13 protein-coding genes and 3 pseudogenes are annotated in these 22,893 nt (G+C 63.5%); 1 reads left to right on the top strand and 15 read right to left on the bottom strand.

Annotated elements, in window-relative coordinates; all coding sequences use genetic code 11:
• Position 1 precedes the first annotated feature (1 nt).
• The 12 genes and pseudogenes from folC to asd form a co-directional block, all read right to left on the bottom strand.
• Positions 2 to 1,312: a bifunctional tetrahydrofolate synthase/dihydrofolate synthase gene (folC, locus tag HZI36_RS01265; protein WP_179400790.1), complete on the bottom strand. Its 1,311-nt coding sequence runs from the start codon at positions 1,310 to 1,312 to the stop codon at positions 2 to 4.
• A 107-nt stretch (positions 1,313 to 1,419) separates the two neighbouring features.
• Positions 1,420 to 2,292 carry an acetyl-CoA carboxylase, carboxyltransferase subunit beta gene (gene accD, locus HZI36_RS01260; protein WP_179400789.1) on the bottom strand — a complete coding sequence of 291 codons (873 nt, stop codon included), beginning with the start codon at positions 2,290 to 2,292 and terminating at the stop codon, positions 1,420 to 1,422.
• Positions 2,293 to 2,361: 69 nt separating this feature from the next.
• Positions 2,362 to 3,168 (bottom strand): tryptophan synthase subunit alpha, encoded by an 807-nt coding sequence (gene trpA / locus HZI36_RS01255; RefSeq protein ID WP_179400788.1) that lies wholly within the window; start codon positions 3,166 to 3,168, stop codon positions 2,362 to 2,364.
• A gap of 41 nt (positions 3,169 to 3,209) precedes the next feature.
• Positions 3,210 to 4,073 carry a DNA-methyltransferase gene (locus HZI36_RS01250; protein ID WP_179400787.1) on the bottom strand — a complete coding sequence of 288 codons (864 nt, stop codon included), beginning with the start codon at positions 4,071 to 4,073 and terminating at the stop codon, positions 3,210 to 3,212.
• A gap of 10 nt (positions 4,074 to 4,083) precedes the next feature.
• On the bottom strand, positions 4,084 to 5,277 hold the full coding sequence (trpB, locus tag HZI36_RS01245) for a tryptophan synthase subunit beta (RefSeq protein WP_179400786.1): 1,194 nt from the start codon (positions 5,275 to 5,277) through the stop codon (positions 4,084 to 4,086).
• Positions 5,278 to 5,338: 61 nt separating this feature from the next.
• Positions 5,339 to 6,064 carry a phosphoribosylanthranilate isomerase gene (locus tag HZI36_RS01240; RefSeq protein ID WP_179401041.1) on the bottom strand — a complete coding sequence of 242 codons (726 nt, stop codon included), beginning with the start codon at positions 6,062 to 6,064 and terminating at the stop codon, positions 5,339 to 5,341.
• Positions 6,061 to 6,897 (bottom strand): tRNA pseudouridine(38-40) synthase TruA, encoded by an 837-nt coding sequence (truA, locus tag HZI36_RS01235; RefSeq protein ID WP_179400785.1) that lies wholly within the window; start codon positions 6,895 to 6,897, stop codon positions 6,061 to 6,063. The genes HZI36_RS01240 and truA overlap by 4 nt, the downstream gene beginning before the upstream one ends.
• On the bottom strand, positions 6,897 to 8,984 hold the full coding sequence (locus tag HZI36_RS01230; protein ID WP_343049917.1) for a FimV/HubP family polar landmark protein: 2,088 nt from the start codon (positions 8,982 to 8,984) through the stop codon (positions 6,897 to 6,899). Before HZI36_RS01230 ends, truA begins: the two co-directional genes overlap by 1 nt.
• A 976-nt stretch (positions 8,985 to 9,960) precedes the next feature.
• Positions 9,961 to 10,215 carry an Imm74 family immunity protein gene (locus tag HZI36_RS01225; RefSeq protein ID WP_179400784.1) on the bottom strand — a complete coding sequence of 85 codons (255 nt, stop codon included), beginning with the start codon at positions 10,213 to 10,215 and terminating at the stop codon, positions 9,961 to 9,963.
• A gap of 1,992 nt (positions 10,216 to 12,207) precedes the next feature.
• Positions 12,208 to 15,669: pseudogene (locus HZI36_RS01220) on the bottom strand (DUF6531 domain-containing protein); the annotation flags it as partial.
• Positions 15,670 to 15,709: 40 nt separating this feature from the next.
• Positions 15,710 to 15,940, bottom strand: a pseudogene (locus tag HZI36_RS27325) (hypothetical protein); the annotation flags it as partial.
• Positions 15,846 to 16,967 carry an aspartate-semialdehyde dehydrogenase gene (gene asd, locus HZI36_RS01210; RefSeq protein ID WP_179400783.1) on the bottom strand — a complete coding sequence of 374 codons (1,122 nt, stop codon included), beginning with the start codon at positions 16,965 to 16,967 and terminating at the stop codon, positions 15,846 to 15,848. The gene asd and the pseudogene HZI36_RS27325, both read right to left, overlap by 95 nt.
• 29 nt (positions 16,968 to 16,996) lie before the next feature.
• Between asd and HZI36_RS27460 the strand changes: the two are divergent.
• A pseudogene (locus HZI36_RS27460) lies at positions 16,997 to 17,119 on the top strand (3-isopropylmalate dehydrogenase); the annotation flags it as partial.
• 150 nt (positions 17,120 to 17,269) lie between these two features.
• On the opposite strand, the gene HZI36_RS01205 reads toward HZI36_RS27460, so the two are convergent.
• The 3 genes from HZI36_RS01205 to leuB all read right to left on the bottom strand — a co-directional run bounded on the left by HZI36_RS01205 (position 17,270) and on the right by leuB (position 22,866).
• A complete protein-coding gene (locus HZI36_RS01205; RefSeq protein WP_179400782.1) occupies positions 17,270 to 19,501 on the bottom strand; it encodes a hypothetical protein in 2,232 nt (743 codons plus the stop codon).
• 84 nt (positions 19,502 to 19,585) lie between these two features.
• On the bottom strand, positions 19,586 to 21,634 hold the full coding sequence (locus HZI36_RS01200; protein ID WP_179400781.1) for an STY4199 family HEPN domain-containing protein: 2,049 nt from the start codon (positions 21,632 to 21,634) through the stop codon (positions 19,586 to 19,588).
• Positions 21,635 to 21,798: 164 nt separating this feature from the next.
• Positions 21,799 to 22,866 (bottom strand): 3-isopropylmalate dehydrogenase, encoded by a 1,068-nt coding sequence (gene leuB / locus HZI36_RS01195; RefSeq protein ID WP_179400780.1) that lies wholly within the window; start codon positions 22,864 to 22,866, stop codon positions 21,799 to 21,801.
• Between the last annotated feature and the right edge of the window lie 27 nt (positions 22,867 to 22,893).

Genomic DNA, 22,893 nt, shown 5'->3' with positions numbered 1-22,893 from the left:
GTCAATGTTGCTGCGATTTTCGGTAGGCCATCACACCGGCTACCGTATAGAAACTGCCGAAAACCACGATTCTATCATCGTCGGATGTTCTTTTCCGCGCTTCGCGAAATGCGTCGGCCGGCGACGCGAACCGCGTCACGCTGCTGTCCGGCCCGTCCTCGACGCCCGCGTCGCGCAGCGCGGCCTCCAGTTGCCCGGCGGACGCCGCGCGCGGCAGCGGCAGATCGGTCACGCACCAGTGGTCGATCTCGCCCTTCAGGTGCTTCAGCACGCCGGCGATATCCTTGTCGTGCATCGCGCCGAACACCGCGTACGTGTACGGAAAGTAGCCCATGTTGCCGAGGTTCTGCGCGAGCACCGCGGCCGCGTGCGGATTGTGCGCGACGTCGAGCACGATCGCCGGCTTGCCCGGCAGCACCTGAAAGCGGCCCGGCAGCTCGACGTTCGCGAGCCCGAGCCGGATGTCCTGCGCGGACACCGGCAGCCGGTCGCGCAGCGCCTCGAGCGCGGCGAGCGCCGCCGACGCGTTGATCAGCTGATTCGCGCCGCGCAGCGCCGGATACGCGAGCGCCGGGTAGCGCTTGTCACGGCCGATGTAGCTCCACTGCTGCCGCTCCGCGCCCGCCTGCGCCTCGTAGCGGAAATCGCGGCCGACGAGCCACAGATCGGCGCCGATCGCCTGCGCGTGGTCGACGAGCGTCCGCGGCGCGGCCGGGTCGCCGCAGATCGCGGGCTTGCCCGACCGGAAGATCCCGGCCTTCTCGAATGCGATCTTCTCGCGCGTGTCGCCGAGATATTCGGTGTGGTCGATGTCGATGCTCGTGATGATCGCGCAATCGGTGTCCACGATGTTCACCGCATCGAGCCGGCCGCCGAGGCCGACTTCGAGAATCACCGCGTCGAGCCCGCGTGCCGCGAACAGATGCAGGATCGCGAGCGTCGTGAATTCGAAGTACGTGAGCGACACCGGCTCCGGCAGCGACATGCGCGCCGCCTCGACCGCCTCGAAGTGCGGCAGCAGCGCGTCGTCGGTCACGTTCTCCCCGTTCACCCGCGCCCGCTCGTTGAATTCGAGCAGATGCGGCGACGTGTGGCAGCCGACCTTGTAGCCGGCGCGCACGAGGATCGTCTCGATGAACGCGCAGGTCGAGCCCTTGCCGTTCGTGCCGCCGACCGTGATCACCGGGCACGCGAATTCGAGGCCGAGCGCCGCCTTGACCTGCCCGATGCGGGTCAGGCCCATGTCGATGCCGACCGGGTGCGCGCTTTCGAGATGCGAAAGCCACGCGTCGAGAGTGGGAAAAGTGCTCATCGGGTCAATTCGTGAAACGGGGCGACACCGCCCAAAAAACGAAACGCGCCGCCGAGTCGTCTCGGCGACGCGAATTCTACGACCAACTCGCGACCGTTGCCTGCGCGTCAGGCCAGCGCGTCGGCCGGCTGGCGCTGCAGCAGCGCGAGCAGTTGCGCGATCTCACCGCGCAACTTGCGGCGGTCGACGATCATGTCGATCGCGCCCGTCTTCAGCAGGAATTCGGCGCGCTGAAAGCCTTCCGGCAGCTTCTCGCGCACGGTCTGCTCGATCACGCGCGGGCCCGCGAAGCCGATCAGCGCCTTCGGCTCGGCGATCACGACGTCGCCGAGGAACGCGAAGCTCGCGGACACGCCGCCCATCGTCGGATCGGTCAGCACCGAAATGAACGGCAATTTCGCTTCCGACAGCTTCGTCAGCATCGCGGTGGTCTTCGCCATCTGCATCAGCGACAGCAGGCTTTCCTGCATCCGCGCGCCGCCCGACGCCGCGAAGCAGATGAACGGCACCTGCTGCTCGAGCGCGTTCTGCGCGCCGCGCGTGAAGCGCTCGCCGACGACCGAGCCCATCGAGCCGCCCATGAACGCGAACTCGAAACACGCGGCGACGACGGGCAGCGTGTGGATCGCGCCGCCCATCACGACCATCGAGTCGGTCTCGCCGGTGTCGTCCACCGCTTCCTTCAGGCGATCCGGATACTTGCGGCTGTCCTTGAACTTCAGCGAGTCGACCGGCACGATCTCCTGGCCGATCTCGTAGCGGCCTTCCGGATCGAGCAGCGCGTCGAGGCGCTCGCGCGCGCCGATCCGCATGTGGTGATCGCACTTCGGGCAGACGTGCTGATTCTCGTCCACGTCATTGCGATACAACACGGCCTCGCAGGACGGGCACTTGATCCACAGCCCTTCCGGAATGCCCTTGCGGCTCTTCGGGTCGGTCTGCTTGATCCTCGGCGGCAACAGTTTGTCGAGCCAGCTCATCGTATGGTTTCCTGTTCCGTGACGGGCCCGGGCGGGATGCACCCGGGCGCGCTTCTGTTGGTTGTGCTGTTATGCGGCCGCGCCGTCGAGCGCCGCGCGCAGCTCGGCGATGAATGCCTTCAGCTCGCCGACCGCACGCTCCGGCGCCGCGCTCTCGAGCAGCTGCACGATGCGGCTGCCGATCACGACCGCGTCGGACACGTCGGCGACCGCGCGCGCCGTCTGCGCGTCGCGAATCCCGAAGCCGACGCCGACCGGCACCGGCACGCGCGCCTTGATCGCCGGGATTTTACCCGCAATGCTCGCAACATCCAGATTTCCGGCGCCGGTCACGCCTTTCAGCGACACGTAATACACGTAGCCGCTCGCGATCTTGCCGACTTCGGCGATCCGCTCGTCGGTCGACGTCGGCGCGAGCAGGAAGATCGGATCGATCTGCTCGGCGCGCATCCGCTCCGCGAACGCGACCGCCTCCTCCGGCGGATAGTCGACGACGAGCACGCCGTCGACGCCCGCCGCCTTCGCTTCGGCGACGAACGTATCGACACCCATCCGCTCGATCGGGTTCGCGTAGCCCATCAGCACGACGGGCGTTTTCTGGTCGCGTTCGCGGAAGCGCTTCACGTCGGCGAGCACGCTCCTCAGCGTGACGCCGCGCACGAGCGCGCGCTCGGACGAGCGCTGGATCACCGGGCCGTCGGCCATCGGGTCGGAGAACGGCACGCCGAGCTCGATCACGTCCGCGCCGCCTTCGGCGAGCGCGTGCATGAAGTCGACGGTTTTCGCCGGATCGGGGTCGCCGGCGGTGATGAACGGAATCAGGCCCTTGCGGCCCTGTTCGGTGAGTGCGGCAAAAATCTGCTGGATGCGGGACATGGCAATTTTTCCTGGATGCGTTCGCGTTTCGGCGGCGGGCGTCACGCGCCCGCCTGCGCGGAGCGGGCGCCGAGTGCCGACACGCGCTCGCGCGCGATCGCGCAATAGCTTTCGTTGATCTCATAGCCGACGAAGTCGCGCCCGTGCCGCGCGCAGGCCACCGCCGTCGTGCCGCTGCCCATGAACGGATCGAGCACGCGGCCGCCCGGCGGGCAGCTCGACAGCACCATCCGCTCGACGATCTCGAGCGGCTTCTGGGTCGGGTGGTCGACGCGCTCCGCGTGCTGCCGGTGCAGGCGCGAGACCGACCAGACGTCCTTCGGGTTGTAGCCTACCTCGAGCCACTTGCTGCCTTCGAACAGCTTGCGCGAGCGGGCCTTCTTCGTATCGGCGTCATAAGGGATGCGGACCGGATCGAGATCGAAGTAGTACGCCTTCGATACCGCGAAAAACCCGATGTTGTCGTGCACCGACGTGAAGCGGCGCGTCGTGCCGCCCATGCTCGGCACGCGCCGGTCCCAGATGATCTCGTTGATCATCGTGAGCTTCGTCTTCAGGAAACTGAAGATCTCGGGCGCGTACTGCCACGTGCAGAACACGTACAACGACCCCGTCGGCTTGAGCTTCGGAATCGCGAGCTCGAGCCACTCGCGCGTCCACGCGAGCAGCGCGTCGCCCGAGAGCTTGTCGGAATCGTTGCCGTAGTCCTTGCCGAGCCCGTACGGCGGATCGGCGACGATCAGATCGATCGACGCATCCGGCAGGCGCGCGGCTTCGGTCAGGAAATCGCGGTTGTGCAACGCGATGCCGGCGGGCGGTGCGGGCGGCGCAGGCAGCGGACAGGCGGCATCCACCGCGTCCGCGCTCGCCGCGCCGCCCGCCGGCTCTTCGATCAGGTCACGCATCGGCCGGCGCTCAGAGCGTGATGCCCGCGCGTTCGGCGACCGTGTGCATGTCCTTGTCGCCGCGGCCGGACAGGTTCACGAGCAGGATCTGGTCCTTCGGCAGCGTCGGCGCGAGCTTCGTCGCATACGCGATCGCGTGGCTCGATTCGAGCGCCGGGATGATCCCCTCGATATGGCAGCAGTCGTGGAACGCGGCCAGCGCCTCGTCGTCGGTGATGCTCACGTACTGCGCTCGGCCGGTGTCCTTGAGCCACGCGTGCTCGGGGCCGACGCCCGGATAGTCGAGGCCCGCCGACACCGAATGCGTCTCGATGATCTGGCCGTTCTCGTCCTGCAGCAGATACGTGCGGTTGCCGTGCAGCACGCCCGGCGTGCCGGCGAGCAGCGACGCCGAGTGGCGGCCGGTTTCGATCCCGTCGCCGGCGGCTTCGACGCCGATCAGCTTGACCGACGTGTCCTCGATGTACGGGTAGAAGATCCCCATCGCGTTCGAGCCGCCGCCGATGCACGCGATCACCGCGTCCGGCTGGCGGCCGATCATTTCGGGCATCTGCACCTTGCACTCGTCGCCGATCACGCGCTGGAAGTCGCGCACCATCATCGGATACGGGTGCGGGCCCGCGACCGTGCCGATGATGTAGAACGTGTTCTCGATGTTCGTGACCCAGTCGCGCATCGCTTCGTTCAGCGCGTCCTTCAGCGTGCGCGAGCCGGATTCGACGGGCACGACGGTCGCGCCGAGCAGCTTCATCCGGTAGACGTTCGCGGCCTGGCGGCGCACGTCCTCGGAACCCATGTAGACGACGCACTCCATGCCGAAGCGCGCGCAGATCGTCGCGGTCGCGACGCCGTGCTGGCCCGCGCCGGTTTCGGCGATCACGCGGCGCTTGCCCATCCGCTTCGCGAGCAGCGCCTGGCCGATCACGTTGTTGATCTTGTGCGCGCCGGTGTGATTCAGGTCTTCGCGCTTCAGGTAGATCTGCGCGCCGCCGAGCGTGTCGCTCCAGCGTTTCGCGTGATAGATCGGCGACGGACGGCCGACGAAGTGCTTCAGCTCGCGCTGGAATTCGGCGACGAAATCGGGGTCGTTCTGGTATTTCGCGTATTCGGCGCGGAGCTCGTCCAGCGCGTGGACCAGCGTTTCGGCGACGAACGTGCCGCCATACGGGCCGAAATGGCCGCGATCATCGGGAAGGTTGTACATGATGTCACTCTCGATCGGGCGGTGCGCGCGCTCGTTCAGTCGCGCCGCGCACCAGCTTGCATCACCGGGCGTCCGCGTCGCGCACCGCGCGCACGAACGCCGCCATCCGGGCGTGATCTTTCACGCCCTTTGCGCCCGGCACCTCGATGCCGCTGGAGACATCGACCGCGAACGGGCGCAGCTGACGGATCGCGTCACCGACGTTTTGCGCGTTCAACCCACCACTCAAAACGGCCCGACGCGCGAGCTCTGCAGGAATAAGTGACCAATCGAAGACCTTGCCGCTGCCGCCGTAGTCCGGCACGAGGGTGTCGAACAGCAGGCCGCGCGCTTGCGAATAGTGAAGTGCCGATTCTACCAAATCGGCCGTCTGCGTCGAGGGCCCGACGCGCACCGCGCGCAGCCACGGCAGCCGGGCCGCCCGGCCGAGCGCGTCGCATTGCTCGGGGGTTTCGTCGCCGTGGAACTGCAGCAGCGTCAGCGGCACGTCGCGCACCACCTCGCCGATCTCATCGGCGGTCGCGTTCACGAACAGCCCGACGATCGACACGAACGGCGGCACGTGCCGCGCCAGCTCGGCCGCCTGCGCGATCGTCACCGCGCGCGGGCTCTTCGGGTAGAACACCAGGCCGATCGCGTCGGCGCCGAGCGCGGCAGCGTGCGCGACGTCCTCCGGGCGCGACAGCCCGCAGAGCTTGATCCGCGTGCGCGGCGGGAGCGCGGGGACGGCGGCGTTGGAGGCGGCGTCGGCGGCGGCGGGAAGTTGAGAGGAAGCGGTGTCCGTCATGTCGGTTGGTCGGTCGGTTGCTCTGTCGGTTGATCGAGATCGGCCCAGACGCCGCTCCACGGCACGCTGCCGAGCTGCGCGGGCGGAACGGCGAATTCCGCCGGGTAGCCGACGCGCGCGAGATAGAGCCCGTCGGCCATGAACGTCGGCGCCGCGCGGTTGCGGTCGCGCCCGGCCAGCACGTCCGCGAGCCAGTCGACCGGATAGCGGGCGCGCCCGACCGCGACGAGGCAGCCCATCAGGTTACGCACCATGTGGTGCAGGAACGCGTTCGCACGGAACCGGAAGTGCAGAAAATCGCCGGCGCGGCGAATGTCGATCTGATACAGGTGTTTGACCGGCGTCTTCGACTGGCATTCCGACGACCGGAACGCGGAGAAGTCGTGCTCGCCGATCAGATGCGCGGCGGCGGCGCGCATCGCATCGTCGTCGAGCGGCGTGTGCACCCAGCCCGCTCGGCCGGCGAGCATCGGCGAGCGCACTGGATGCACGTACAGCGCGTAGTAATACGTGCGCTCGAACGCCGCGAAGCGCGCGTGGAACGCATCCGGCATCGGCTTCGCCCACTGCACCGCGACGGTCGACGACAGGAACGCGTTCGTGCCGCGCACCCACGAGAAGTCCGCTCGGTCGAGCTCGGTGTCGAAATGCACGACCTGGCCGAGACCGTGCACGCCGGTGTCGGTGCGGCCGGCGACCGTCGTGTGCAGCCGCGTTTGCGCGAATTTTGCGAGTGCGTGCTCGAGTGCGTCCTGGACGGTTTTGCCGTGCGGCTGGGATTGCCAGCCGCAGAACGCCGCGCCGTCGTACTGAATGCCCAGCGCGATCCGCATCACGAACGGTCCGCCAGTTTCGCGAGCATCGCGCGCGCGTCGTCGCGGGTGCCGGCGTCGTTCGCGTCGGCGACTTCCTGCAGCAGCGTGCGGGCGCCCGACAGGTCGCCGAGCTCGACGTATTCGGCCGCGAGGTCCAGCTTGTTGCGCGCGATGCGCGCGAGTTCGTCGGGCGTGAACGCGGCGGTCACTTCGCTCGGGGACGACGGCAGATCGAGGTCGAAATCGAGCTTCAGCGCGGCGAATGGCGCGCCGCCGAGCGGCGTGGAGGAGCGCAGCGGCGAGTCGGGGGCCGGCGAGTCGGTGTCGTCGTCGACATCGTCGTCATACTGCACGCGCTGCCAGTGAGCCGAACGCGCGGCGGCCGTGGTATGCGCGTCGTTCCCCTGCTTTTCAGCGATGTTTGGGGTCGGATCCTCGTCCTCAATGGGCGGGCGCGGGGTGGATTGACCGTTAGTTGCCTTTTCACCCTCGGTGAAATGCGTGCCGGCATCGCGTGCGGCGCCGGCCGGCGCCGTCGGATCGCTCTGCACTCTCGGCGGCAACGGCATGTCGACGCTGCCCATCGCGGCAACCGCATCGGCCGGAAACTCATGTTCCGAATTGGCTTCGGGAGGCGTCGCCGACGCGCCGACGGAACCCGGCGCAGTATGGTGATCCGCGCCGGGCGATGCCGGTTGCGCACCGGCAGGCGGCTGCTCGTGCGCATGCGACGCCAGCTCGCGATCGGACGCCACGATCGCGCGCGCCGCCGCGGCCGCCGCGCCGGGCGGCGCGGTTTGTCCATCCGCCGACGATGCGCCGGCCATCGTGCCGGCCGCGTCGTCGTGCGGCGAATCCTGCGGCGAATCATGTGCCGAATCATGCACAACGCGCAGCTTCGCCCGCTCGCCGCCGCTCGCGGTCGAACCGGTGTCCGGCTCCGTCTGCGGCGCCTTCCGGCGGATGCGCGTCACGAAGCCCACGAGCAGCACGGCGACCGCCACGCCCACTGCGGACGCGACGCGCCAATCGATCTGGGCGGAAGATGCAGGCGCGGGCGTCGGTACGGGATTCGCCGGCTGCACGCCGCTCGCCGCGACCTGCGACGCGGCGCCGGACGCCAATGGCGCGGTCGCATCGCTGGCCGCCGACGCCGACTGAATCGCCCCGCCCGACGTCTGCAGCCCGCTCGCGCCGACCGGCGGCAACGTGGAAGCGGGCTCAGGCGCCGCCGCTGCCGCCGTGGCGGCAGAAGCGCCAGCCGGCGCCGTGCTGCTCGCCGGAGTGACATGGGTGGCACTCGCCGGCGCGGCGCCCCCCGACGTTGCGCTCGACGCTGCCCCCGATGCCGCAACGCCACCGGAAGCGCCCACGCCCGCGACACCGCTCGCCGCCGCTTCCTGCGCCGGCACGGCGCCGGTCGCATCGAGCGCTGGCACGGTCAGCGTTGCGCCGAGCCTTAGCCGGCTCGGATCGCGCTTCATGAACGCTTGCGGATTCGCGTCGAACAGCGCGCGGGACGCACGCGCCAGCACGCCCCGATCGTGGGATTGCGTAACGGCAATCGCGACGTCGTTGAGGGATTGGCCCGGCTGGACCGTCACCGAGGACGCGGCGACGGACGCCACAGCGGCATCACTTGCGCCAGCCGCCGTGGCAGGTGCGGCAAAGCCGCCGAGCGCCGCGGCCGCGAGCGCGCAGCAGACCGCATGCGACAGGCGCGAATGAAGCGGAAACGAAGAGAGTCGGGACATCGTTGGCTCGATCGCCACGCAAAACGCGCGGCTGGAATTCGCGTTGGAAGGGATGCAATGGTCGTCGCAGAAATGCAAAAGCGCCGCGTGAAACGCGACGCTTCCGGCGACTCCGCGCGTCGTGACCGCGTAGTTTACTTCACGCGGTCGGAATCGGGCCGTATTCGTCGCCACCAGCGACCGGGTGCAGGCAGCATTGAGGGTTCCTGCAGAGACCATGCCCGTGTCGCTTGGCTTCGTCACCAGTGCCACCACGGTGCGGTCACCGACGTCCACGTTGACCGAACCGAGGGCGAAGCCGACAGGAAATCTCTGCGAACTGATAAACCCACGTGCAGCGTGGGTCTTCATGATGGTAATCCCCCCATAAATCTGCGGGATCGCTCCAGACTAGTATCGATTCGGTCTTGCGACCGGAGTGCGGGAACATCCGTGGAACGCTTTTCCGAGCGCAGACAAGTCAATAGTGTTATGTTCATTCGCCGTGTTCGAATTCTGAATCTATTTGCCGACGAGGGATATTTGAGCAAGCTACCAGAAAAGCACCTGACCGACCGATCAAGCAGACCTTAGCGCTCAGCAAAAATAGAATACGATATCTTTTAGGGTAACCTCGTCGTTCGCGGAAATCACATGTGACAATGAGGATGTGATTTTCTCCAGAATATATTTAACGGGAACATCGTCGCGCGCGACGAGACTCATCAATTTGGAACGCATCGTGGAGTCCTGCGCGTATGTTTCAATTAAGTGCGCCAGATGCACTCGCAACTCGTCTATCGTCATTCTTCAGGCCTTAAATCAATTTTGTCGAAGTCAACGTTGACCTCGGAACGACTGGGACAAGGTGTGCTTGCCCACCAACCCCATATTCCAGACATGCACTTGCAATCAGCCCAAGTTCCGAATCGCCTCACCTTTCTCGAGCGGGAAATTGAGGAGGAAATTTTAAAATTAGCAATGCATTTTTATTACAATGTGCCCGCAAGAATTTTCATAACCACAACTCACTCGCGGGATGTGGCGATTTTGACGTGTTTAAAACATTCCTCGAGATAACATCAATCGTCACGCAAGCTCCGGTTCAAAAAAACCTTATTCGAATGTTGGCTTGATAGAGAATTGGTATTTGTGTAGCGTACATCAAAAAGCATGGCGACTGGTCGAACCTGATCCATCATTTTCGGGTTATGGGAGGCAGTTCCGTAGGCATCCACAACGTCTTGCTATATTTTGGTCCAGCTATTGCAGGCCGAGGAACTCGCAGTCGTAGGATTGGCGAAACGTCGGCTTGATTAGAGAGATCGCCCACATTGCCCCATTCATTTTACTCAAAATCCACAACCATACCTTTTCCCGCAAAATACTCCCTTATCGAATCGACAATTCGATCCCGCAACTCATCACTTGCTACCCTCTTATTTTCCCCACCGTCGACAATGATAAAGGAGTTGAGATAAACCACGAAACTTGCCGAGTCCTTTGTAGGTGAAATCAACCCCTCACCCAGCACTCGAATATTACAAGAACCGTCGGTCAAGTAAATGTCGCCAAGCGAAATCGACGTCACTTTGAATTCCATGGGCCACCTTCCAAATATGGCGTTCATCGCTCAAATTTGAGGATCAATAGTCTCGATAGCCGTGACACCCAGATTACCCATGAGTGCCTGCCGTTTGCATACTTCTCAAACATTACCGGATCTCAATTCAAGCCCAGTTACCAACAATACTTAAATGAGCCCAATCCCCAATATAAGCATCGAACTTTCATCTCTTGCGCCCGATCCTCCGGCATCAATATCAATCGAAATATTTCCGCATGAACAGCAAACATTGCTTTCAGGCATGGACGGAACAATATTCCAACATTTTTGACACTGATAAAATATCGCTATCGAAGTCTGCATCGACGCGTCTGCCACATGGTTCAAGTCGACAATTTTAAGTGGTGGATTTTTCATATGCCTTCCTTCCCCGAAAAGCCACACAGACTTTGTTCGCGAATCAGCGGAGCGGGTCACTAGGCCAGTCTGATCCATGAACCGTTTTCCGCTCGCTCTGGCTCCACAAACGCCCATATTGATTGACAGTGCGTGCAGCGATAATGCATCGCGGAACCTGTGGATCCTGGCCCATCAGTAGGATAGGATGGCGGATCAATTTCCACTAGGGCGCCACTCGCAACGGCTGCGTCACGGCGTTGTGAATATTGCTGATATTCAAGGCGCGACATGAAATTCTTAGGCTCACCTACACCATTGCAGTATATACATGCCGGAAGCAATTGAGCAATCGCACCAATGCTTTGCGCCTCGCTTCCTCGCTTAAGTTTCAACAGTTTCCCCCACGGTATTTGTGCCTCAACACGTGCCCCTGACCATCGAGCCACACTCTCAACTGCGCCAAATCAATAGCGCTCTTGCAATAACGCCGATGCACATTCGGAATATCTTTATCCATTTCAGGCCAATCTCATTTTTCGACAGAAATTCCGTTTATTCCTCGACGAGAGGCATTCCAGCAAGCCGCCAACCCGGAGTCCCGCGAATCCCCCCTTATCCAATCGACAACTCCCTTCCGCAACTCATCACCAGCCACCCTTTCATTTTTTTCGCCATCAACAATGGAAAAATAATTCACACAAGTCACGAAACTTGTGATTCCCATATAGATTTAATTAACTCCGCACCCATAACTCAAATATTGGAAAAACCATCGATCAAATAAACATCGTCGCACGAAACCGATGTCACTTTGAATCCCGTAGGTCTCCTCAATTTTCACATACCAGTTCAGGCGTCACATTCACGACACCCATCTCCATTCGCCCGGTTATTTTCTCAGCTTAATGTTCTCAAGCTCTTTGTGAGCATCTGGAAAATGCTCTTTGGCCTGCTCAAATGTGAGGAAATACGGAGCTCGAGCTTCCGCAACTATCTCCAACAATTGACCACAGCTCCTGCACCAGTACAGTTCCGCGTGCCGAGAAATGTTTATACCCAAATATTCATAGTTAGAGCTAGTTCCGCCAAAATTGCGACATTTTTCACATGACATCAGAATCTCCTAATTGGGGTCCAGCTTCCATCTGGATTCATCTCAAAGAATACTGAACCTTCCGGCATCGGTTTACCGCCATCGGTGACAACTTCCCTAACGCCGCTACTTGTCCATTCGCCCGTTTTCGAATTCTGAACACCCGTATATCCACCCGACCGCCAATGTTCGTTTGCCCCGCCATCTGTCGCCGCAGGGAGGCGTATAGAAACCGCATCTTTGGGAACAGCAATCCCGTATATTGGAGCACCAGTTCGATAAGATTGCAAAACACCCGGGGCCTTACCTGTCGCAGTTACGGCTGCAGCTCTGTTTGTCACTCCTGCATAATCCTCTGTAGGGGCAAGCCACGTCGAGTACCCAGGAGCGCCGAGCGTTGCGTCGGCTCGATCATAATACCTCTGACCTCGCTCACCCATAAGCGAAGTGAAGTATCCCTCGTGTGCACCTTTCGACATTTTCGCGGCATCTTGAGCTGAGAAGCCCGCGTCGCGGTACATTTTGTAGCGCTCGTATCGGAGCGTACAAACGGCTAGCCCAAGTGGATCGAAATATTCCGATGGGTCATATGCATAGCCCTGAGTCCGAATGCCGCCCTCGAGTCCGACGGGATCGACAGAAAGATACTGCCCCGAATCCGGATCGTAGTACCGATTCAGGTTGTAGCTCAGTCCCGTCTCATCATCCGCCCATTGCCCCGGGAAGCGCAGCGTCGTGTCAATTGCTGCGCTGCGCCCGTCGTTCGCAGTCCGCATCGCCGGCAGCAATCGTCCCCACAGCGAGTACGACGCCTTCCACACCGGCTTGCCGTGTACATCGAACACCGCCTTTGGCAGGCCAACCTGATCCGTCAGCACCGGATACAGCCCGTCATCCGTCTCCTGCGCGAGCGGCGAGAAACTACCTGGCTCGATATGCCACGTCACCACCTGTCCGGTCGTGCCGTCCCGTTGCTCAACCCAGCGCTCGGCGAGCGTCGGACCGTCCCACAGGAACTTCACCGCTTCCCGACCGCCGACTTGTCGTTTCTCGACCCGGCGATTAAAAGCGTCGTAGCGATACACCCATATACCGCGCTCGGGCGTCGCGACCTTCACGAGCCGGTTCAGGCCATCCCATGTGTACTGCCACGTCCTGGGCCGGAATCCGGATTGCTCAACCGTCTTCTCGATCGTCCGGCCGCGCGCGTCGTACCGATACCGCGCATAGCCGATCCGTTCCGGCAGGCCACCCCGGTCGTAATGGTGAGCATCCACGGGGGCCTGCTGCCCATGCGCGGCAATGTTCATCGCCGCGTCGTAGGAAAAGTGTTCGGCAGGCTGCAGCAGGCTCTCGACCGAGATGACCTGACCGCGCCGGTCACGACGATAGGTCAAGGCATCGGTGTCCGTTTCTACCCGTTCCAGTTGCCCAGCGACGTCGTAGTGGTAGACCTGACGGGTCAACTGTGCAAGCGCGCGGGCCGATTCACTCTGCAGCGCCTCGACCACCGCTGCAGGCCCCGCGATCTGCCTCCCGATCCGCCCAAGCGCGTCGTACTGCTGCTGCGCGACGAACTCCCCAGCCTGACGGCCAATCTCCCGACCCAGCCCATCACGCTGAATCGTCAGCCCGCCCACCTGCGTCAGCGCACCGAGCGCATCGTACGCATAAACCGTCTCGCGACGCGGCGTGATCCGCAATCGGCGCTGCCCGTCAGCGTCGTAGACATGCCGTAACAGTTCGTCATGCTGATCTTCGCCGATCAAGCGTCCGTTCTTGTCATACGCGAAACGCGTCACGTGGGAATGGTCTTCTCCCTGCACTTCCGCCGAAGCCAGCCGGCCCCATGCGTCGTAACGATAGACGAGCTTCACGTCGCCGGCGTCGACCCCAGTCAGCCGGTCATGCTCGTCATACGCATACCGCCATTGCCCACCATCGGGTAGCGTCTTCGCTAGCAGCCGGCCAATCGCGTCGCGCTCGTAACGCGTCGCGCGACCGCCCCAGTCGATTTCTTCCGCAAGGCGGCCAGCCCCGTCATAACGGTACGTGTAGGTCTCGCCCAACGCATTGACTACTTTCGTCAGCCGGGTCGCGTGATCATATTCGAAGCGGGTCGCATGGCCGGCGGCGTCGATTGACGCTGTCAGCAAGTCGAACGGCCCGTAAGTCCGCTTGATCGTTCGCCCAAGCGGATCGGTCCATCCGACGGGCAAGCCTTCACTGTTGTACTGCGCACGCGTTGTGGATCCGTCCGGGCGCGTGACGGCTTTCAGCAGGCCGCGCGGATTGTCGGGGCCATCAGCATAATCAAAGCGAGTCGCGTGTCCGCCAGGCGCTGTTTCCTCGAGCACGTGACCCAGCACGTCGATCTTCCGCCGGAACCGCGCTCCGCCGGGCAGCTCGATGTCGGTGAGTCGCAGCCGGTCGTCGTAATCGAAACGCGTCTCGCGGTCGCCCTGAACCACGCGCAGCAACTCGCCGCGCGGCCCATACCGGTACGCGGTTTTCGTGCCGCCCGGCTCCGTGCGCGCGATCAGCCGGTGCAGTGGGTCGTATTCGAGCCTGATTCGACCGCCGGCCGGCAAGGTCGTCGACGTGAGGCGCTGCTCATCGTCGTATTCGAAGGCGATCGTCCGCCCCGATACTTCGGTTACCGAAATGAGTTGACCACGATTGTCGTATCGATAATCGGTGCGTCGCCCGAGCGGATCGATCCGCGCCATCAGTCGGCCGAGTTCCCATTCGGAGCGAGTGCAATGACCGAGCGGATTGGTCTCATCGGTCACGAGACCTTCGTTGTTGTACTCGTAGACCCATTCGCCGTCAGCATCGAGCACGCGCGTGCGACCGGCTTCATACACGAACCGGCCGGTGTGGTAACCCTGCCGGGTTCCTGTCTCGACCACGCGCCCAGCGGCGTCATACCGATACCGGACATCGGTCTGGTCGGTATCGCGCCACTGGATCATCCAGCCATGCTCGTCGTACGCGTAGTGAAACTGACCGAACTGGAAGCTGGCCACCTGTGCGAGCATTCCGTCCTGATAGCGATAATCGACGAGCGTCCGGACACCGCCGTCGGCATCGTGCAGCACGATCCGCTGCGGGCAGGTTTCACGATCGTGATAAACGACTCTTAACCGATAGCCATCGCTGTGCGTCAGCTCACTCAGGCGGCCGCTCGTATCGTACGAGAGCGCGATCGAGTTGCCGTCCAGGTCCTCGATCCGCTCGAGGCGCGACGTTCGGCCTTCGACGAGCGGCGAGAATATCCGCAACTGCCGGGTGTCACGATCCAGAATCCGGGGCTCGAGGCAACTGCCGACGAGCCGGTATCGGGGCTCACGCAGGTTGATGCCATCGAGCACCATGTCCGGTGCGTCGAAGCCGATCACAAGCCCGACGCCGTCGTGGAATCGTACAAACCGGCCGCCGTCGATCGTCAAACGCTGCGACCAGTTGTCCGACCAACGTCGCCCGAGCAACCCGTGGTCGTCCGAGCGGGTCCGGTAACGGCGCCTGAGCTCAAGCGGCAGCACACCGGGAATCGCCAGATCGGTGCGCGTCTCCAGCACTTCACCGGACGCGACATCGACCGGATCCTGCGCACACTTGCGCTGTTCGTCCTTGATGCCTTGCTGTTCCGCCGATTCTGTCGGTTTCGGTTTGAATCCCTTGCCGATGGTGCGGCCGATCGCACCGCCCGCCAGCGCACCGAGCAGACTAGCCCAGAATGCCTCGCCGGCGGTCACCTCGGGATTCTTCGGACCGTACTGCCCGGTCGTCTTGTCGATCCAGATACTCTTGCGGCCGGCATTGACCTTCGCACTACAGTGCGTTTCGTGACCAATCCGCACGAGCGGCAGGCCATTGACGTACACCGTCTTGCTGCCCTCGACGAGCGGCTGCGGCGTACCCGAGTGGTGATCGCACTTCACCAGGTCTGTGACCCGCGCAACCGGCTTGCCCTCGAAGAACACATTGCTCGAGCCGGGCGTCGTGAGATGCAGCCATCAGCGCGAAAGACTGCAGCAACCGCTCGACGTGCGGATCGTCCGAATGGTCACCACTAATGGAAAGGCGAGACAAGAAAGCCCCGGCCGCGCAAGCGGCTCGGGGCTTTCCACATTGAGCGCGCAGCCGCCGCAACGGCCGCGCAATGCGCGCCTTACTTGTCGAGCAGAATCCGCAGCATGCGGCGCAGCGGCTCGGCGGCGCCCCACAGCAGCTGGTCCCCAACCGTGAACGCCGACAGGTATTCACCGCCCATCGCGAGCTTGCGCAGACGGCCGACCGGCACCGTCAGCGTGCCCGTGACCTTCGCCGGCGACAAATCGCGCATCGACGCTTCGCGCTCGTTCGGCACGACCTTCACCCAGTCGTTCGCCGACGCGAGGATGCCGTTGATCTCGTCGAGCGGCACGTCCTTCTTCAGCTTGATCGTCAGCGCCTGCGAGTGGCAGCGCATCGCGCCGATCCGCACGCAGAGGCCATCGACCGGGATCGAGCCCGGCTCGCCCATCGCCGGCTTGCCGAGGATCTTGTTCGTTTCCGCGCCGCCCTTCCACTCTTCTTTCGACATCCCGTTGCCGAGATCCTTGTCGATCCACGGAATCAGCGAGCCCGCGAGCGGCACGCCGAAGTGGCTGGTCGGCATCGCATCGCTGTTCATCGTGGCGAGCACGCGGCGGTCGATGTCGAGGATCGCGGAAGCCGGATCGGCGAGCTGCGCCTGAACCGCGCCGTTCAACGCGCCCATCTGCGCGAGCAGCTCGCGCATGTTCTGCGCACCCGCGCCCGACGCCGCCTGATACGTCATCGCGGTCATCCAGTCGACGAGGTTCTCGCGGAACAGGCCGCCCAGCGCCATCAGCATCAGGCTGACCGTGCAGTTGCCGCCGATGAAGTTCTTCGTGCCGTTGACGAGCGCATCCTTGATCACGTCGAGGTTCACCGGATCGAGGATGATCACCGCGTCGTCCTTCATCCGCAGCGACGACGCCGCGTCGATCCAGTAGCCGTTCCAGCCGGCCGCGCGCAGCTTCGGGAACACGTCGTTCGTGTAGTCGCCGCCCTGGCACGTGATGATCACGTCGCACTTCTTCAGCTCGTCGACGTTCGTCGCGTCCTTGAGCGTGGTCTCGTTTTTCGCGAACGACGGCGCCTTGCCGCCCGTGTTGCTGGTGCTGAAAAACACCGGTTCGATCAGGTCGAAATCGCCTTCTTCCTGCATGCGCTGCATCAGCACGCTGCCGACCATGCCGCGCCAACCTACGAGACCTACGTTCATGACTCACCTTTGAATGGAGCTTCCCCGCCATTTTTCGTCCCCGGCGTGACCGCGCGGGGAAACAGGCGGGCACCGACGACGATCAGATTTTAATGATCGTTTTCGTGGTAATGGTTTTCGTGATGACGATGGCGCGCGTACCCGCACGGGCAATGTTGCCGTGGAGGTTCAGGACCGGGGAGATCAGGGAAATTTGCGCCATCGCTCGATAGTACACAAACCTGATGCGTCGCACAACGGCCAGATCCCCCGTTGCCCCTACCCTGAATAACGCGTCGCCTCCACCGGCGCGCGCATGGACGCTACTCGGTTTCGCCCCGAATGCCGAAAATCCAATAGAGCACGAGACCCAGCACGGAAAATACCGCCACGAACACGGCCATCAGCGTTTCGTGGTGCGCACTATGCTCGGCGATTTGCCGCAGCTGCTCGTAGCTTGCAGGCGGCGTTTCGCGGAATAGCTTGAGCTGCCACTCATACGCACTCGGAACCGAAAGCCCCGTGAAAGGCTCCAGGATATGGGACGCGGCAATCCCGAGGCCGGCGGCGGACAGGCAGGCGCCATAGACCCGCTGACGCCGCTCCGTGCGCGCGGCAATCACCTGACGCATCAGTTCGTCGACGCGATCGATCAGCCCCAGCAGCTTGACGCGCTGCTCCGACAAGCCCCATAACCGCTGCAGCTGTTCGGACAGCAGGTTACGGTCATAGTCCGCTTCGAGCATCGTCATGTCGCTCAGCGCGGCCAGCGCGGCGGCCTTCATCTGAACCACTTCCTCCGTCCAGCGCTTGGGATCGCGCCGTCCGCCCGTGCGCTCGGCCTTGCCCGGATGACGCGGCGCGCCGCCGGCGTCAGTCGCGTTGCCGTCACGTCGCGCCATGCCGGGCGAATCCGCCTCGCCTTTGGTCGATGCCTCCAGCAGTTCATCGGTCCAGCCGGCGAGCTTGGACACGTAGTCGTGCAGGAACGCGTCGTAGGCCGAGCTGGCATCGGCCACGCGCTCGGCCAGCTCGCACAGGTGCTGCAGATGCGCGGAATCGGTATCCCTGCTGTAAAACGTGACGCCGTGGCGATGCATGACAGCCGAAATCGACCCGAAATGCTGCACGTCGAAGCTGGCGGATGCCGGCAGCATGAACGGGCTGCGGATCTCGGGGTCGGGCATCGACTGGGCCGCGAGCCACGCGTGAAAGGTCGGCGTCTCGAGAATCAGGCGATCCGGATGCAGATCGCCGCCGGTATCCACGGCTCCTCGCCGGTGCACGCGCGTGATGCGTTTGCGCGCTTCGGCGCTCGCACGCGGGCGCGTGTCCGGCACGCATTCGACGAGATGCTGCACGCGATCGGTGAAACCCAGTTGCCATAGCGCCGGCACCACATCGTCATACCAGTCGAGCCGCGTGCCCGCCGCGCCGTCGGCAACGCGCTTGGGCGCGGCGATCAGCGTGAAGTTGCCGCCATCGTCGTACCACGGCTCGTCGGGTGCCCCCGGCAGCAGCCGATCGGGGTGTGCGGGATCGCGATAGCTTTGCAGCGGGCGCGGCTGACCGTGCGGACGGTCGTCACCCCAGCGCTGGTTCTCCAGTTCCTCGAGGCGGCGCCATGCCGCGCCAAGCTGGGCACCCGTGGCCGGATCGACCGACACCACCATATCGTTGCCGGTGCCGCGCTCGCCGGGCCGGTGGATCGCGAGCATCCCGAAGCCGCGCCGCGTCCAGGCGTGCGCGGTATCGGTGCGCGCCATCACTTTCAATACGCCGCTGGGATAGGTTTCGGTCAGGAACAGCGCGTCGAGCACGACGCGGCGCGCCGAGCCGTCCAGATCCACCAGCAACTGACATTGACACGCCCGCTTCAACGCGAGCTCGTACATTTGCCGTTCGTGGCTCAACTGGCCGATCGCGCGCGCGTATTCGCGCGTATTGAGCCTATCGATGCCGCCAAGTGGATTCGCTTGCGCGGCGCACATCTGTTCCACGAGCGCCAGACATGCCCGGAATGCCTGGGCGACGAAACCGCCGGTTGCGACTTCGGTCACGTCCTCCGGCAGATATGAATGCCCGAGTACGGAAAGCAGGCAGGCCGCCGAGCGTTCGAGATCGGCGCCATCGAGATAGATGCCGCGCTCCCACGCGCTGACATAGTCGAGCCACGCAGCGCACCCGTACGCATCCGGCTGACGACCGTCGAGCACCGCCCCGAACAGCAACAACGCAAAACAGGTATCGAGCGAAAAATCTTCGACCACCACCTTGCGGATGGCGGCGGTGTTCGCAAAGCGGCTGCGCCAATAGGCCCACAGCGTCTCGTCCGCCGCGTGCACGAATGCGGTGACCGACGCGTGCCGCGGCCCCGCGAAGCCCTTCTGATTCAGCGAGACACCCGCGCGCATCGCCCCCGGGTTCGGGTTGCCGAGGCCGATCAGCAGCGTGCCGGGGGACGCCTCGCGCGTGCTGGCGTTCAACTCGAACGTCACGCCGTCGGCATCCCACCAGCGTTTCGTTTCGGTCATGTCGTCGATTACGCGCGTCATGTCAGCCTCCGCCGGGCCGCCCCAAGGAGGCTGACCGCCCCCTCGGGGGGCAGCGAACGTAGTGAGCGTGGGGGTCGTTTCATGTCAGCTCACTTGTTGCACGATCTGCTTCCACGACTGCACGGCCCAATCGTTGATGTCGATGTTGGGTTCCTCGCTGGCTTGCGCCGTGCAGTATTTGTCGACGAACGGCGCGAGCTGGGAGGCCGGGACGTAGGGACCAACCATGGTCCGCGCGTAGACCTGCATCAGCATCTCGTCGCGCGAGCTGTAGGTATTGGGGCCCAACGGATCGAACATCGACGCCTCGTGGCGCAGCATCTGCGCGTCGTCGGCCAGCCACTGCCGGCGGCACTGCGCGGCGGGCACCGCGGCCGCCTTGGCTTGATCGTAGGCCTGCTTCTGCGACTGCCAATTGCGCAGCGCCTGCTCGTATTGGGTCTTCGCGTACGCGATGTCCGTGGGGTTCGAGCAGGTCGCTTTCAGAAAACGCGCCTCGAGATCGGACAGGTGGTGGCTTTGGGTCTTGCGCGCATCGTAACGCGTGCCCGGCGGCAACGGTTCGGGATGAACATCCGCACTCATCTCGATACGGCAGTCGTCGTCGTGCCGTTCGAGCAACGACAGATTCTGCAGCAGCACGTCGACCGCTTCGCGGTGGTTGAGCATCACTGCGTTGCCGGCGAAATACGTGCGCCACGTCATGCCGCCGGCCATGAACAGCTTGACCGAGCTCGCGTCGTTCTGATCGAGCGCGTCGCGCAAATGCTGCTGGCTCCAGGAAATGCCGCGGTTTTGCAATTCCTTGCGCGGATCGGCGCTGGTTTCCTGCTTGACGTTGACCATCTCGTGCTGGATCGTGTCGACACCGGTCTTGATCGTGCCGGTATTGATCAAGGTCTTCGACGACGTGCCGAGCGTCAGCACGCCGACCGCGCCCACGGCCGTCACGGCGGCGAGGAGCCATACGACCTTGCCCTTCAGCCAGCCGACCTTCTGCTCGGTGCCGGCAACGGTTTTATCCATGTCGGTAACCGTCTTGTCGATGACTGTCACCTTCTCGTCGATGGTCGTGACCTTCTGGTCGATGACCTTGACCTCGCCACGGAGTTCGCCAAGATCGGCCTTCACTGCGTCGACATTGTCGCCCAGCGTCTTCAGCGCGTTTTCGACGCGCCCGAAATACTGCTGGAGTACCGCGTCGCTCGCATCGAAATACTCGTCGGGATTCACGCGCGTGCGGCCGCGATCGAATGCCGCCTGTAGCGGTTCGACGATCTCGCGATAATAGTGGTCGAGCAATGCGACCTGCACCGGCGTCACGCGCTTGTGATGCGCGACACGATTGCGTACCGCGCGGATATCCACCAGGAACGTTTCCAGCGTGGCACGCTTTTCTTCGAGAAAATCGAGAAACGGGGAATCCACGAACAGCTTGTCGTAGTGCGCCGGATATTCATGAACGTTGGTGAACAGCGAAATCAGCTCGCCGAACATCGATCCGGATAGCAAGTCGCCTTGATCGGCGGCTTTGGCCCATTTTTCCACCACGGCCCGATTGATCGCCTCGAAGTGAGCGCGCAGGCGATCCTGACTGCCGTACGCTTCGTTGATCAGGCTGCGGATCACCAACTCCAGCGCGCGAACTTGCTGCTGGGTCCGCGTGCCCGCCAGGTGCTCGTCCGCTCCATATTCGGGCAGGGCCGTGTCGAACGCGAGTTGCGGATTGGCCTCCTTGATCCGGTCCAGCAGATCGATCAGGCGCAGCGCGGCGATCGCCGCATTGTCGGCTGCCGTATCCGAGTCGAGCCGCATTTGCATCGTGCGCAGCACGCGACGCAGCGCGGTGACGAACCACAGAACCTGCTCCTGGTTGATGTGCAGCCGTTCTGCCACGCCCGCCGCGCCGTTCAGGCGGCTGCGCGACTGCTCGAAGCCGCGCTGCAGATCGGCCAGCGAAGCCGACGGTTGCGGTTGTCCGCCAAGCGCGCGAACGACTTCGGCGACGCCTCGCACGCAGATGTGCCAATACGCGTCGACTGCTTTAACCCCGTTGATCTCTGCCCCGTGCGTTTCCATGTGTATCCTTGTTTTTCGGCTTGTCGGTTCGCTCTCTCGAATGCGCGTCCGCACGCCAATTTATATGATCACACGATAATCTGACAATATCTTTCGTCATCGTCGAATCCGGCGCCCGGACGGTTCTTCGATGCCGATGAAATGAGTCAATGGCGCGGCCGGAAACACGAAAGCCCGTGCTTGCGCACGGGCTTTCGATTTTGCCAACTCGACGATTCTTACAGCGCCGCAACCACCGCGTCACCCATCGCCGCGGTGCCGACCTGCTTGCAGCCCGGCGTCGCGATGTCGCCGGTGCGGTAGCCCGCTTCGAGCACCTTCTGCACCGCGCGCTCGATCCGGTCCGCCTGCTCCGCGCGGTTCAGCGAGAAGCGCAGCAGCATCGCGGCCGACAGGATCGTCGCGAGCGGATTCGCGATGCCCTTGCCCGCGATATCGGGCGCCGAGCCGTGCGACGGCTCGTACAGGCCCTTGTTGTTCTTGTCGAGCGACGCGGACGGCAGCATGCCGATCGAGCCCGTCAGCATCGACGCTTCATCCGACAGGATGTCGCCGAACATGTTGCCGGTCACGATCACGTCGAACTGCTTCGGCGCCTTCGCGAGCTGCATCGCCGCGTTGTCGACGTACATGTGCGACAGCTCGACGTCCGCGTACTCCTTCGACACGTCGATCATGATGTCGCGCCAGAACTGCGACGTTTCGAGCACGTTCGCCTTGTCGACCGACAGCAGCTTCTTCTGGCGCTTCTGCGCGGCCTGGAACGCGACGTGCGCGATGCGACGCACTTCCGGCTCCGAGTAACGCATCGTGTCGAAACCCTCGCGCGCGCCGGCGAACGGACCGTCCGGCGCTGCTCGCACGCCGCGCGGCTGGCCGAAGTAGATGTCGCCGTTCAGCTCGCGCACGATCAGGATGTCGAGGCCCGCGATCAGCTCGGGCTTCAGCGGCGACGCATCGACGAGCTGCGCATAGCAGATCGCCGGGCGGAAGTTCGCGAACAGCTCCAGATGCTTGCGCAGGCCGAGGATCGCCTGCTCGGGGCGCAGCGCGCGCTCGAGCGAGTCGTACTTCCAGTCGCCGACCGCGCCGAACAGGATCGCGTCCGCTTCCTTCGCGAGCTTCAGCGTCGCGTCGGGCAGCGGATGGCCGCTCGCCTCGTAGCCGGCGCCGCCGACCGGTGCCTGTTCGAGGTCGAACGTCTCGCCGAGCGCGTTCAGCACCTTCACCGCTTCATTGACGATTTCCGGACCGATGCCGTCGCCGGGCAGCACTGCAATCTTCATGCGAAATTCCTGACTAGAAAGAAATGG

The organism is Burkholderia guangdongensis (assembly GCF_013403875.1).
GTDB lineage: Bacteria > Pseudomonadota > Gammaproteobacteria > Burkholderiales > Burkholderiaceae > Burkholderia > Burkholderia guangdongensis.
Note: the sequence above shows the minus strand (reverse complement) of the source record. Positions and strands in the feature narration are given on the sequence as shown.

What these genes read in the sequence shown, in the direction of transcription:
- folC (WP_179400790.1), bottom strand. Translation starts at nt 1,312, where the DNA reads ATGAGCACTTTTCCCACTCTCGACGCGTGGCTTTCGCATCTCGAAAGC.
- HZI36_RS01205 (WP_179400782.1), bottom strand. Translation starts at nt 19,501, where the DNA reads ATGACGCGCGTAATCGACGACATGACCGAAACGAAACGCTGGTGGGAT.
- truA (WP_179400785.1), bottom strand. Translation starts at nt 6,897, where the DNA reads ATGCGGATCGCGCTGGGCATTCAGTACGACGGCGCGGCGTTCTGCGGC.
- accD (WP_179400789.1), bottom strand. Translation starts at nt 2,292, where the DNA reads ATGAGCTGGCTCGACAAACTGTTGCCGCCGAGGATCAAGCAGACCGAC.
- HZI36_RS01240 (WP_179401041.1), bottom strand. Translation starts at nt 6,064, where the DNA reads ATGACGGACACCGCTTCCTCTCAACTTCCCGCCGCCGCCGACGCCGCC.
- HZI36_RS01230 (WP_343049917.1), bottom strand. Translation starts at nt 8,984, where the DNA reads ATGAAGACCCACGCTGCACGTGGGTTTATCAGTTCGCAGAGATTTCCT.
- leuB (WP_179400780.1), bottom strand. Translation starts at nt 22,866, where the DNA reads ATGAAGATTGCAGTGCTGCCCGGCGACGGCATCGGTCCGGAAATCGTC.
- trpA (WP_179400788.1), bottom strand. Translation starts at nt 3,168, where the DNA reads ATGTCCCGCATCCAGCAGATTTTTGCCGCACTCACCGAACAGGGCCGC.
- trpB (WP_179400786.1), bottom strand. Translation starts at nt 5,277, where the DNA reads ATGTACAACCTTCCCGATGATCGCGGCCATTTCGGCCCGTATGGCGGC.
- HZI36_RS01250 (WP_179400787.1), bottom strand. Translation starts at nt 4,073, where the DNA reads ATGCGTGACCTGATCGAAGAGCCGGCGGGCGGCGCGGCGAGCGCGGAC.
- HZI36_RS01225 (WP_179400784.1), bottom strand. Translation starts at nt 10,215, where the DNA reads ATGGAATTCAAAGTGACGTCGATTTCGCTTGGCGACATTTACTTGACC.
- asd (WP_179400783.1), bottom strand. Translation starts at nt 16,967, where the DNA reads ATGAACGTAGGTCTCGTAGGTTGGCGCGGCATGGTCGGCAGCGTGCTG.